General features: G+C 65.4%; 13 protein-coding genes. 10 read left to right on the top strand and 3 right to left on the bottom strand.

From position 1 onward, the window contains the following. Window positions 1–70 precede the first annotated feature (70 nt). The 3 genes from ACFQZZ_RS26325 (at window position 71) to ACFQZZ_RS26335 (ending at window position 3,090) form a co-directional block, all read left to right on the top strand. Window positions 71–895 (top strand): class II glutamine amidotransferase, encoded by an 825-nt coding sequence (locus ACFQZZ_RS26325; RefSeq protein WP_378686130.1) that lies wholly within the window; start codon window positions 71–73, stop codon window positions 893–895. 155 nt (window positions 896–1,050) lie between these two features. After that, entirely contained in the window at window positions 1,051–2,370 is a 1,320-nt protein-coding gene (locus ACFQZZ_RS26330) for a hypothetical protein (RefSeq protein ID WP_378686132.1), read from the top strand. Between the two features lie 129 nt (window positions 2,371–2,499). Further along, the gene (locus ACFQZZ_RS26335; protein ID WP_378686134.1) at window positions 2,500–3,090 is read left to right on the top strand and encodes a hypothetical protein; all 591 of its coding nucleotides are present in this window, start codon (window positions 2,500–2,502) and stop codon (window positions 3,088–3,090) included. A gap of 60 nt (window positions 3,091–3,150) precedes the next feature. Here the strand turns inward: ACFQZZ_RS26335 and ACFQZZ_RS26340 are convergent, their stop codons facing one another. Together ACFQZZ_RS26340 and ACFQZZ_RS26345 are read right to left on the bottom strand one after the other, a co-directional pair. Further along, the gene (locus ACFQZZ_RS26340) at window positions 3,151–3,363 is read right to left on the bottom strand and encodes a hypothetical protein (protein WP_378686136.1); all 213 of its coding nucleotides are present in this window, start codon (window positions 3,361–3,363) and stop codon (window positions 3,151–3,153) included. A gap of 9 nt (window positions 3,364–3,372) precedes the next feature. After that, entirely contained in the window at window positions 3,373–4,452 is a 1,080-nt protein-coding gene (locus ACFQZZ_RS26345) for an SDR family oxidoreductase (RefSeq protein ID WP_378686139.1), read from the bottom strand. A gap of 112 nt (window positions 4,453–4,564) precedes the next feature. On the opposite strand from ACFQZZ_RS26345, the gene ACFQZZ_RS26350 reads away from it, so the two are divergent. From ACFQZZ_RS26350 to ACFQZZ_RS26365, 4 genes are all read left to right on the top strand, one after another. Beyond that, entirely contained in the window at window positions 4,565–5,179 is a 615-nt protein-coding gene (locus tag ACFQZZ_RS26350) for a TetR/AcrR family transcriptional regulator (RefSeq protein ID WP_378686141.1), read from the top strand. Window positions 5,180–5,285: 106 nt separating this feature from the next. Continuing rightward, complete coding sequence (locus tag ACFQZZ_RS26355; RefSeq protein ID WP_378686144.1) at window positions 5,286–5,600, top strand: nuclear transport factor 2 family protein; 315 nt, start codon at window positions 5,286–5,288, stop codon at window positions 5,598–5,600. A gap of 42 nt (window positions 5,601–5,642) precedes the next feature. Further along, entirely contained in the window at window positions 5,643–6,785 is a 1,143-nt protein-coding gene (locus tag ACFQZZ_RS26360; RefSeq protein ID WP_378686147.1) for an alkaline phosphatase family protein, read from the top strand. A gap of 164 nt (window positions 6,786–6,949) precedes the next feature. Next, window positions 6,950–7,273, top strand: a complete 324-nt coding sequence (locus ACFQZZ_RS26365) for a hypothetical protein (protein WP_378686150.1) — start codon at window positions 6,950–6,952, stop codon at window positions 7,271–7,273. Window positions 7,274–7,398: 125 nt separating this feature from the next. Here the strand turns inward: ACFQZZ_RS26365 and ACFQZZ_RS26370 are convergent, their stop codons facing one another. Next, window positions 7,399–8,340: an acyl-ACP desaturase gene (locus tag ACFQZZ_RS26370; protein ID WP_378686152.1), complete on the bottom strand. Its 942-nt coding sequence runs from the start codon at window positions 8,338–8,340 to the stop codon at window positions 7,399–7,401. A 660-nt stretch (window positions 8,341–9,000) separates the two neighbouring features. Between ACFQZZ_RS26370 and ACFQZZ_RS26375 the strand changes: the two genes are divergently transcribed. From ACFQZZ_RS26375 to ACFQZZ_RS26385, 3 genes are all read left to right on the top strand, one after another. Further along, window positions 9,001–9,231, top strand: a complete 231-nt coding sequence (locus tag ACFQZZ_RS26375; protein WP_378686155.1) for a DUF6400 family protein — start codon at window positions 9,001–9,003, stop codon at window positions 9,229–9,231. A 552-nt stretch (window positions 9,232–9,783) separates the two neighbouring features. Then, a complete protein-coding gene (locus ACFQZZ_RS26380) occupies window positions 9,784–10,554 on the top strand; it encodes a helix-turn-helix domain-containing protein (RefSeq protein ID WP_378686157.1) in 771 nt (256 codons plus the stop codon). A 185-nt stretch (window positions 10,555–10,739) separates the two neighbouring features. Continuing rightward, window positions 10,740–11,087 carry a hypothetical protein gene (locus ACFQZZ_RS26385; protein WP_378686159.1) on the top strand — a complete coding sequence of 116 codons (348 nt, stop codon included), beginning with the start codon at window positions 10,740–10,742 and terminating at the stop codon, window positions 11,085–11,087. The last annotated feature ends 223 nt before the right edge of the window (window positions 11,088–11,310 follow it).

The following is an 11,310-nucleotide window of genomic DNA, read 5'->3' on the forward strand; positions in this document are numbered from 1 at the left end:
GTACGGCACGCTCCCGGTTTGCTGTCGCAGCCAGTGAGGGTTCTGCTTCAATGGATATATGTGTAGGTGGATGGCCTACTCCGGTGAGCCGATCCTCGCCGAGGATCTGCTGTTCCGTCCGGCGCATTCGCTGATCGTCCAGAGTTTGCACTCCCATCTCGGGGCGACGACCACGAATGGCGATGGTTTCGGTGTCGGCTGGTACGGCGAGGGCCGCGAACCGGCGGTCTACAAGAGCATCGAACCAGCATGGAACGATCGGAACCTTCGCGAGATCACCCGTCAAATGCGAACGCCGCTGTTGTTCGCGCATGTGCGGGCCTCGACCGGCACGCCGGTGCAGCGCAGCAACTGCCACCCGTTCCGGCACGGGCACTGGTTGTGGATGCACAACGGTCTCCTCCACGGCTTTCAAGAGATCAAGCGCGATCTGCTGATGGCTGTCGACCCGACCCTGTTCCCCGACATCGAAGGTTCGACGGACTCGGAAGCCTTGTTCTTCCTCGCACTGACGTTCGGTCTCGAAGACGATCCCTTCAGCGGCGTTGCCCGTGCGGTCGGCTTCGTCGAAGATGTCGGCCGCGCGTACGGGATCGACCATCCCGTACAGATGACCGTCGCGACCAGTGACGGCGAATCCTTCTGGATCTTCCGCTACTCCAGCGAGCGGCAGACGAGGTCGCTGTTCTACTCCACCGAGATCTCGAAGCTGCGTGCGCTCCATCCCGAAGTACAGGTGCTGCGCCACCTGGGCGAGCAGACCCGCTTCGTGGTCTCCGAGCCGCTGCTTCGCGACCTGGCAGGCGCGTGGAACGAAGTGCCGGAATCATCGGCGAGGCTGGTCCGAGCCGGCGCTGACGAAATCCGGCCCTTCCAGCCCATTTCACCGACCTGAATTCGAACAGCGCCGATTGTGAACGCGGTGAGTGTGCCGAAGGACTGCGCGAGTGTGGTCTCACCCGCCGCGGGTGAGACCGCGCCGCCGCGAAAATCCTGGACTCGAGCGGTCGAGAGGCCGATGGGTTGGTCGTCGCCGATCGGAGCTGATTCATGAACGCTTCTGGATCTGACGAACCGCTCAGCGCGGCAGAGCGCGGGGAACTTCAGCGCCTCCGCCGGGAGCTGGCGGAGCTTCGTGGCGAACCAGGCACGCAACCGCGGGCGGCCGGTCACCCGGCGCTGCGCTGGACCGCGGCGGTCCTGCTGCTGATCTTGCTCGCTGTCCTGGCATTCTCCACGGTTCTGGCGCGGTTCACGCGCAGCGAGCTGCTCGACACCGACCGTTACGTCCAGACGGTGACGCCGCTGGGATCGAATCCGGTGCTGCAGGGCGAGCTCGCCGACCAGATCACCAACGAGATCATGACTCGGCTGGACGTCGAGAAAGTCACCGCCGAGGCACTGAAGTCGATCACCGAGGACGCGCCCCGCGTCCCACCTGCCGTGGTCGGCCTGGCACCGGTGATCGGCGAGCAGGCCCAATCGTTCGTGCACAAGACGGTGGAATCGTTCGTGTCCTCCGACGAATTCGAAGCCTTGTGGATCCAGGCCAACAGGGAAGCCCATCAGGAGCTGGTTGCGCTGCTGACGGGCAAAACCCGGGCTGCCATCCAGATCAGTGACCAGGGGACGGTGAGCATCTCGCTGACGCCGATCATCGGCAGGGTTCGCACCGAACTGACCGAGCGTGGGTTCGCCTTCGCGGACAATATCCCCGAGATCGACAAGTCGTTCGTGCTGTTGCACTCCCCGGACCTGGTCAAGGCGCAGCGGGCGACCTCGGCGCTCGAGAAGGCTTCCGACGTGCTGCCCTGGTTGACCCTGCTCGTGGCCGCCGCTGTCGTGTGGGTGGCGCCCAAAGGCGCACGCCGGCGGGCCTTTTCGCTGGTCGGGGTCAGCCTGGCCGTGGCCATGGCACTGCTTGCCGTGGCGATCAGCGTGGGCCGGTCGGTCTACCTCGGGGCCGTGCCCGCGGATATTCTCGCGCCGCAAGCGGCCGCGGTTCTGATCGAAACCCTCCTGGTCCCCCTGAGAACCACCCTGCGCGCGGTGTTCGTGCTGGCGGTGGTCATCGCGGTCCTCGGATACCTCATCGGACCGTCCGGGTCCGCAGTCGCGATCCGTGGCGCGTTCGGCAAGGCAGTCGACGCGGCGAGAGCGCCGAAGCATGGGCGCGCCCCGTATCCGATCGAGTCCGTCGCCGCCCAGTTCCGCATCCCGCTGCGCGTGGTCATCATCGCGATCGCGGTGATGACCCTCGTGTTCTGGAGATACCCGTCGGGCGTAGTCGTGGTGGTGACCGTCCTCGTCACCATCGTGGCCCTGATCGTGGTGGAACTGGTGGCCCGACCCGCCACTGGTGGGCATTGACTTCGACACACCACGCTGAGATGGGTAGCACGGCCCCAGGGCGCAGCAGGGCATCGGCGGTATCCCGAATCGCTGTCGGTTCGTGCTGGCAGAGTGTGCACCACGGCTCTAGGAGGTGCTCGACAAATCATGGGTGACTACTTCGAACGGATCGTCGATATCGAGGTGACTGCCACAGAGGCGGACGCGGTGGCGGCCCGGATGCTGGACTGGATGATTTCCCGGCGGCTGCTCTCGCGCGAGATGTCCGGCGACGCGATGTACAGCCTCGGGGTGGACGAAGGCTATGTGCCAGGATCGGATTGGGCGCAGGTCACCCAGGAATGGGGCGACTGGATCCCCGGTCCGGTAGCCGTGATCGTCGGGCGCGACGACCACTATGGTGGGCAGGGCGAGATCGAGCCGGAGTCGGCTGTGTGCCCGCACTGCCACACCAAGACCGTGGTCATCGATTACCCGCAGCAGTGGAAAGCCGATCCCGAGATCTGGCGGCCATTCCGGAACGGCATCGACGCGTGGAAGGAGACAGGCGTCGGCACTGCCGCCTGCAAGTCCTGCGGTGACGCCATCCCGGTCACCGAATGGCAATGGCCGTGGGGGTTCGCTCTCGGCGCACTCGCCTTCGACTTCTGGGGTTGGCCACCACTCACCGACACCTTCATCACCGAGTTCGGAGCACAACTGGGACACCGCATCGAGCATCAAACGGGCAAATTCTGACGGATCCGGGGCTTTCCCAGCATGTTCAGCACGAAGGCGTTCAGCACCGTGGCCGGCCGGTCAACATTGCGCGAGAGTGCCCGCCGCGACGGCGATTCCGATGAGCGTCACCGCCGCGGCCAATACCGGCACCGGCCGCCGCACGTTGATCCATCGTGATGACCCGAGCGAACGAATCCGCCGACGATTGTCGGATGACGTTGTGGTGGTGCGCCTACTCAGCCGGCGCTTGACCAGAGTGACGATGGTGACGATCAATGTCGCGATCAGCATGGTGAGGCCCTACGCGCCGACGACGCTTGTCGGCCGGGACGGGCGCGCACCGGAACGCCATGGCACCGCGACGACACCGTTGGCGATCATGCTCTCGGCGGTGTCCAGAACGGTTTCCCGCACCGGGCGCATACCCCAGCCGAGTTCCCGGCGAGCCTTCTCCGAGCTGAGTCGTTCTGGTCGCCCCAGTGTCGGTACAGCCAGGCGAACGCTCTTGTCGAACAGCGCCATCGCCCGCACCAATAGGTCGGGGATACCTCGGGTGGGCACCCGGAAGCCACGCGGGCCGAATTCCTCGGCAAGGAGCGCCGCGATCTCCCCCATCCAAACATGTTCGCCCGCACAGATATACCGGTTGCCCGCTGCCTGCGGCAGCTCCATCGCCAGCCGGTGGGCCACGGCGAGGTCGCGCACGTCGACCACCGACCAGCCCACCCGCGGCGAGCCGGGCACAGCGCGCCCGAGCAGCCACCGCACCGGCACGTGCGAGGTGCTCAGCGCCGTGGATTGCAGTGGCCCGAGCACCATTCCGGGGTTGAGCACTACCAGCTCCAACCCACGACCCGAGGGCAGCTCGCCGATGTATTCCCAGGCGGCGCGCTCGGCCAGCGTCTTGCTCTTCTGATAGGACGCGCTGCGTTCGACCACCGACCAGTCCGCCTCGGTACGCATCGCCTCCGGGTCGTCATGACCGTGCGCTACCGCCGCGATCGAGGACGTGAGCACCACCCGCCGCACCGTGTCGGTGTCCGCGCACGCGCGCAGTACCCGCAGGGTCCCGTTGACCGCGGTGGCGATCAATGCCCGCTCATCGTCGGGCGGCGCCGCGGGAAACGGCGATGCGACGTGCATGACGTAGTCGCAACCCGAAACCGCCGCCGCCCAGCCGGAATCGTCATCGAGATCGGCCTCGACGAACGTCAGCTCGCCACCGATGCGATCGGCGAGCGCCACCAAGTGCGCCCGCTTGTCCTTTTTGTCGAGATCCCGGACCGTCGCGCGTACGGCATAGCCGTGCTCCAGCAGTTCGGCGATGCAATGTCCGGCGACAAATCCTGTTGCGCCGGTGACGAGTACCTGTGTGCCCATGCGTTTTACCCGCTTCGAAGGTGAGAGTGCGGCCAACCAATCTGAGCGCCGCTCAGATAATCTAAGCATTGCATAGTTAGGTTGTCCAGGGCTCGTCGAATAGGCTCGGATAGTGACGCGGACGAGTTACCACCACGGCGCATTGCGCGACACACTGCTGGCCGCCTGTCTCCGGTTGATCGAAACCGAGGGCATCGGCGCGGTGAGTCTGCGCCGCGTCGCCCGCGAGGCGGGCGTGAGCACCGGCGCGCCCTACCACCATTTCGCCGATCGCTCGGCACTGCTCGCCGCCCTGTCCACCCAGGGCTTCGAACTGCTGGGCAGCGATGTGGCCGCTGCTCGCGCGGCCGCGGACACCCCACTGCACGCGCTCACCGCATTGGCCGAGGCCTATGTGCGGTTCTCCCAGGAACATCCCGGCCACTTCCGGCTGATGTTCCGCCCCGAACTCTCGCAGCCGGACAAGCATCCCGACGGCATGGCCGCGGGCGACGCGGCGTTCGCGGTGCTGGCCGAAACCGTCGCCGACTGTGTCGCCGCGGGCTTGCTTCCGAGCGACAAAGCCGACACCCTCGCCGTCGCCTGGTGGGGACTCGCGCACGGTCTCGCCTCGCTCTGGCTCGACGGACAACTGGAGAAGCGTTCTGTCCAGCTCGGCACCGCGGCTCCCGCGCTGGTCGACGACATCATGCGCACATTCACCACCCTCATCGCACCCGGTACATAACGCGCACCGCAAGGTCACACGCTCGAGGCCCGCACCGACCTAGAGTGAGTGCCGGATATTTGCTGTTTCGCCTACGCTCCCCACCTGATCCGAGAGGGAAGACCGGATGACCGCACAGCAGCTCGATCCAGTGGTCCAGGAATTCGTGGACGCGCTCAATGCCAGCGACCAGGACCGGTTCTTTGCGATCCTGACCGATGACGCATCGATGTCCGACGACGGCGTCGAACGCAACCTCGCGCAGTGGACCGACTCCGAGGTCTTCGGCAGCAACGGGCGCCTGGATGTCGAATCGATCGGTGACCACGGCACCGACCTGGTGGCCAACTACACCAACTCACGCTGGGGATCGATGCGCACCAATTGGCGCTTCATCCTCCGCGACGGCAAGGTCAGTCGATTCGAGACCGGGCAAGCCTGAAACTCTTGCGGTCGCGGCCCCGTTCTTGACAGGCTGACGCTCGTGTTCGTCGCGCCCCGTTACGGTACGGGCTCCCTCGCAGATCTGTTTCCCTCAGTCCTCGCCGGGCTCGGCGTGCCCGGTGAGGTCGATCGGCTCGGCCTCGGCTGCACGGCCGCACGGATCTGCGTGCTGCTGGTGGACGGCCTCGGCGCCGAGGCATTGGCGGCGAATCCCGATGCGGCGCCGTTCCTGTCGAGCCTCGCGCCCGCCGAGCTCGCCGCGGGCTTTCCCAGCACCACCGCGACCAGCCTGAGCTCTCTCGGCGTCGGCGTCCCACCGGGTGAGCACGGAATCGTCGGGTATCTCATCAACGTTCCCGGCTACGACCGGTTGGTGAACTCGCTGCGCTGGCGCCTGCACGGCGAGGGACCGAAGATCGACCTGCTGAGCGAACTCGTCCCTGAGCAATTCCAGCCCAGTGCAACGGTATTCGAGCGCGCTGCGGCCGATGGCATAACGGTCACCCAGGTGGCACCCAACTATCAAGCCGGCTCCGGGCTCACCCGAGCGGTACTGCGCGGCTGCGAGTTTCGCCCCAACTTCTCGACCGGCGACCTCGTCGCAGGCGTTGCCGAAGCGCTGCGCGCAGGTGATCGCTCGCTGGTATATGCCTACCACGGCGACCTCGACACCACCGGCCATGTACGCGGGCCCGCCTCGGACGCATGGCTTTTGGAGTTGGCGCACGTCGACCGCCTCGCCGCCACCATCGCCGAACACCTACCGCCGGACGGCGCACTGATCGTCACCGCCGACCACGGCATGGTGGAGCTCGACGCCCGAATAGATTTCGACAACACCCCACTCCTCCAAGACGGCGTAGCCCTCCTCGGCGGCGAACCCCGCGCCCGCCACGTCTACACCACCGGAGGCGCCGCCACCGATGTCGCATCGGCGTGGCAGGAATTCCTCGGCCCCGACTTCCACGTCCTGCCTCGCGCCGACGTCATCACCCGCGGCTGGTTCGGCCCCACCGTCCGTCCCGGCTTCGCCGATCGCATCGGCGACCTCGTCGTCGTCGCGGCCGGTTCCCGCGGCATCGTCCGCACCGGCGCCGAGCCACTGCAATCCATGCTGATCGGCCACCACGGATCGCTCACGCCCGCGGAAGTGAACGTGCCACTGCGCGTCCACCGCCCCTGACCGCCCACGACCTGCTTACCTCTGTAGTCGACGCGCGCTGGCGGGTAATGTGCGACGCGCGCTGAACTCGCACGAGCACCATAGCGAACGACCAGCCTCATTGGCCCTACGCTTGGAGCGATCGTTGCGGGCAATACCGCGCGACCAGCTGCCAGGAGGAAAAGATGAATGCCACGCTGTCACGGACCGGCCGGACCGGCCTCGGGGTCGCGGCGGTCGCGTTACTGCTGGCGGGGTGCAGTGATATCGAGCGGGTGCTCAATCGCGGCGGTGACACTCCCTGCAACGAGTACGTCAAGCAGGATCAGGACACCAAGCGGGTGACGATCACCAAGTTCGTCAAGGAGCAGACCAAGGACGATCGCGAGCCCGCGGGAACCGTGGTGGACACGACGATGATCTCGGTGGACCTGCTGTGCGGCACGCAACGCAATGCGGAGACGCCGATCAAGAAGGCTGACGTGGCGGGCATATTCATCACGAAGTGAGCCCGGCCGGAAATGGGGCGGCACCGTGATTCGTTGCCAAAGTCGGACACGATATTGCGACGCCGGACCCGCGGCGCGAACGGCCAGGTAACCACCGGTATTCGGCCGACTCGCGCCGACGTGCCCTACCCGACCCGCGCCGCCTCGCGGGCGAGGATGCGGGCGCGTTGTTCTTCGAATCGGATGACGTCGCGAGCGAGTTTGTCGAGGTACTTGTCGAGCTCTTCGCGGCTGCGTTCGCCGCGTGCGGTGAAGTCGGTGCGCTTGAAGACATTCCAGATTCGCAGGACCGGTAGCACGACCTCGTCCAGGTGCTGGCGCAGGTCGTAGATCCCGTGCTTGACCATCAACACGCCATTGCGACGCCAGTTCGGCATGCCGGCGCCCGGCATGGCGAACGTCTTCACGATAGTGGTCACCGACTCCATCGTCTGGTCAGGAGCGATGTCGAACGCCGCACCGGTGATGTTGCGATAGAACATCATGTGCAGATTCTCGTCGGCCGCAATGCGTTGCAGCATCCGTTCGGCGATCGGATCGTCGCAGACTCGCGCTGTGCTGCGATGGCTGACCCGGGTAGCCAACTCCTGGAAAGTCACATACGCGACCTGATCGAGCACACCGCCGAAGCCATCCGGCGCGTGTACACCGCGGGTCAGATGCACCATCCGGTCGTTCTCCAAAGCGACGGGATCGACAGCGCGGGTGCATACGAGGTAGTCACGCATGGCGATGGCGTGCCGGTTCTCCTCGGCGGTCCAGCGGCCAACCCAGGTGCCCCACGCACCGTTGCGAGAGAAGTTCTCGGCGATCACGCGGTGGTAGGAAGGCAAGTTGTCCTCGGTCAGCAGATTCGTGATCATCGCGACCTTGGCGACCTCCGAGAGCCGTGACTGCTCAGGATCCCAATCCTCGCCACCCATTGCTGCGAAGTTGCGGCCCTCGTCCCAGGGAACATAATCATGCGGACACCAGTCCCTGACCGTGGCCACATGCCGGTCTATGTTGGCCGCGACGACCGGCTCCAGCTCCGCCAGTAGCTCGATTTGCGTCAAATCCTTTGCCATGCAGCGCCTTTCGATTCGGTGGAAACAACCACGGAACGTACCGCTGTTCACGCATATCTGACTGCGCGGCCTCGCCGCACCCACACCCTAGACGAGCGCGAGCGCGAACACTGCGATCAATGCCGGGTGCGTCGTTGATCGCCGCCTGCGTGGGTTAGCAGGACGCGTCGGCGCAGCGAGTCGAGCTTCGCCGATTTCGCGAGGACCAACCGATCCACACCCGAGATCGTATTTCCGCGCGGTCACCATGCCGCGTCGAGCGGCGCCGCATGATCACGCCCGGCATCAAACACCGCAGGTCAGCGTAAGTCGTTTAGTGTCAAGCGGTTCGGTCGGTGCCTCGCCCGTCGTCGTCCCTGTATACCGGGGCGTCGACTGCCCGCACGACCCCACAGACACCGCTGAACGGCCCCTCCGGGAAATAGACGACATCACCTGGCGCATATTCGGTAAACCCCACGCCGCCAGAGTAATCCAAGTCCTGCGGGCAGAATGCAAACGTCCGCTCGTGCCGCATTTACTCCGTGGTCCAGTCCGCGCACGGGCATCAAATGTGACGAAGTCCAACCGTGGAACGTGATGCAGGTCATTGCCAGAGAAGGCGTGGTTGGGCATCGTCGTCAATTCATTCTTGGAAAGAATCTGGTTGGAGATGCCCATATGGCCGACCACAATTTTGCTTACGACCTCACACTGGACGAGGCACGACGGCGCAGCGCCGTCGTCGCGGCGCTCGGTGATGACTGGGATCCGGTCGCGGTGCTCGCCGAGGAAGATCTGGCGTACGACATGCTGTACTCGAATCTCGACGACGAGCAGCAGCGGATCTACGAGGAACTCGTCCGGGCAGGGATCCTGCCGGATCGGGCGACGCGCTATATCGCCGACTGATCTCACCGCCGAGCACGAACCATGACTGGTGTTCGGCGTGTTGCCTCCGGCGAAGTCGTGACCTAGCTGCTCCGGCTCTCGGCTGAGTTTCGTGGGCAGTGGATGCGCAGCAATGCCGCCGGGAGGACGTACGGCCGATGGTGATCAACGGTCGGCCCGGCCCCTTCGACGAACGCCCGGAAATGCCTGCTGGTTGCGCTGTTAAGAGCGGCCACCAGGCCTGTTAAGGCCGCGTCCTACCTCAGCCCCAAACGCCGCAACGGGCTTTCCCGCACCGAGAGGGTCCGTGTGACCGTTCTCGGGTCTCGTGTGCAGTAGGTGTCGTACCGCGCTTGTTCGACTGAAGACAAGCAACCGCAGGCCCGAACCCCTTGCTGCACAACCATTTCGATCCGAGCGTGCAACCAGCGAGCGGAGGCTCGGCCACGTGGAGTTCCGAAGCCGAACAACCTCTACCGGCTCCACGGCGGCGCCGGACGTCCGGTAATGCCTGTTCGTGATGCCGTACGTCGGCCGCTGCATTGCAGGCGGCGTAGCGCTAACCTGGCAGGCGTGACGACTTACGCGCTTTCTGAGGTCCGCGGCCCCGCGCGGGCACCGGTGGCGTGGATGCGACCTGGTCACATCGGATACGTCGGGCCAGATCTCGGCGTCGACCAGCATTCTCCCTCTGTCGCGATGCTCAGCGTCGGATTGGACGCGCCGCTTGTACTGCATACCGGCGCGCATGGGCGGATACGCACCGGCAGTGCTTTCGCTCCCGCCCGCACGACGCAGCGCATAGTCGCCACCGAGGGATGGATCCTGGCGCTGTTCGTCGAGCCCGCAGGCGCACCGGCCACCGCAATTGTTGACGAGATGACCTCTGCTGCAGGATCTTTCGGACTCAACCACCGCCGGGAACGTGAGTTGGCCGAGCTGTGCCGAGCCGAGCGAGTAGACCCCGACCGCATCTACGCCTGTGCCATCGCCGGCACCGCACCGCCCGCCGATCCGCGAATCGAGCAGGTCGCCGCCGCTATTCGCACTGACCCGTCACGAACCTTCCGCGCCGACCGGATAGCCGCGAACCTTGGCCTGTCCACCACCCATTTCCTGCGGCTATTCACCGAGCAGTATGGCACCACATTCCGCGGGTATCAGCGGTGGAACCGCTTGATCCAAACGGTCTGCAAGGCTGTGGCCGGACACGACCTCACCCGATCCGCAATCGACGCAGGCTTCGCCACCCCGTCCCACTTCAGCGAAACCTTCCGCGACATGATCGGACTGTCCGCCACGACAATGCTGCGTGCCGGTATCCGCTTCGATCTCGGAACCTAGCCCGCGCATTGATATAACTGCGATAGTCGCGGAGCGCGTGGCTCGGCGATCTGAATGCGCCAGCCGAGCCGCAGGTCACCGTGGAGGTGGCTGAGGGGACGTATACCGCGACAGCACGGCCGTTGGGCGGCGTTGAGCGACGGCGACCGGCTCTACCGAACCTGCGTCATCGACGGCGTCTGATCATGGACCACCGCCTGGACGTGCTCGCCGGGAACCGCCTCGCCGGGCTCCTCTACAGTCGGCCGATGCCGGGCCTGAACACCGCCTCGCACATCTTCCTCGAGGAGGCCGAGCGCGGTCTTTACGCGGACTGGGAGAAATGCACCCTCGATGTGGTCGGGCACCGAGTCCGGAGGGCTACGAAGTCGGCGTGCGGTGATGGGCTTTCCGGCGCGGAATGGACGGCCGGTCACCATCTGCCGACCGTGGTAAACGCTACCGGTACCGACCAGTTTCGTGACGTACTCCCGACCGCGGCGGCGTGTGCGCGGATGGCATTCGGCGTTGAATGCTTGTGGGCTGGTCGGTGACTCGGCGAGTGAACTGTTTACCCGTCTTGGGCGGGCACTTCAAATGCGCGTCCGCCCGTCGGGGTCCGACACGGCGAATGACCGGTGCGATTCTGGCAAATTCACTGCAATAGTGTGCACTCGCTGATGTGTTGCGTAGTGGCACAAAAGAAGTCCGGCCCTGAGGGGCGGCACGGACGGAGCGGTGATCTACCGAGACCGAATCAGGCGGCGGGCTGGGGCT

Origin of the sequence: Nocardia sp. GCM10030253, from assembly GCF_042675075.1 — a bacterium.
Classification (GTDB): Bacteria; Actinomycetota; Actinomycetes; order Mycobacteriales; family Mycobacteriaceae; genus Nocardia.

What these genes read in the sequence shown, in the direction of transcription:
- ACFQZZ_RS26325 (WP_378686130.1), top strand. Translation starts at nt 71, where the DNA reads ATGGCCTACTCCGGTGAGCCGATCCTCGCCGAGGATCTGCTGTTCCGT.
- ACFQZZ_RS26330 (WP_378686132.1), top strand. Translation starts at nt 1,051, where the DNA reads ATGAACGCTTCTGGATCTGACGAACCGCTCAGCGCGGCAGAGCGCGGG.
- ACFQZZ_RS26335 (WP_378686134.1), top strand. Translation starts at nt 2,500, where the DNA reads ATGGGTGACTACTTCGAACGGATCGTCGATATCGAGGTGACTGCCACA.
- ACFQZZ_RS26340 (WP_378686136.1), bottom strand. Translation starts at nt 3,363, where the DNA reads ATGCTGATCGCGACATTGATCGTCACCATCGTCACTCTGGTCAAGCGC.
- ACFQZZ_RS26345 (WP_378686139.1), bottom strand. Translation starts at nt 4,452, where the DNA reads ATGGGCACACAGGTACTCGTCACCGGCGCAACAGGATTTGTCGCCGGA.
- ACFQZZ_RS26355 (WP_378686144.1), top strand. Translation starts at nt 5,286, where the DNA reads ATGACCGCACAGCAGCTCGATCCAGTGGTCCAGGAATTCGTGGACGCG.
- ACFQZZ_RS26365 (WP_378686150.1), top strand. Translation starts at nt 6,950, where the DNA reads ATGAATGCCACGCTGTCACGGACCGGCCGGACCGGCCTCGGGGTCGCG.
- ACFQZZ_RS26370 (WP_378686152.1), bottom strand. Translation starts at nt 8,340, where the DNA reads ATGGCAAAGGATTTGACGCAAATCGAGCTACTGGCGGAGCTGGAGCCG.
- ACFQZZ_RS26375 (WP_378686155.1), top strand. Translation starts at nt 9,001, where the DNA reads ATGGCCGACCACAATTTTGCTTACGACCTCACACTGGACGAGGCACGA.
- ACFQZZ_RS26385 (WP_378686159.1), top strand. Translation starts at nt 10,740, where the DNA reads ATGGACCACCGCCTGGACGTGCTCGCCGGGAACCGCCTCGCCGGGCTC.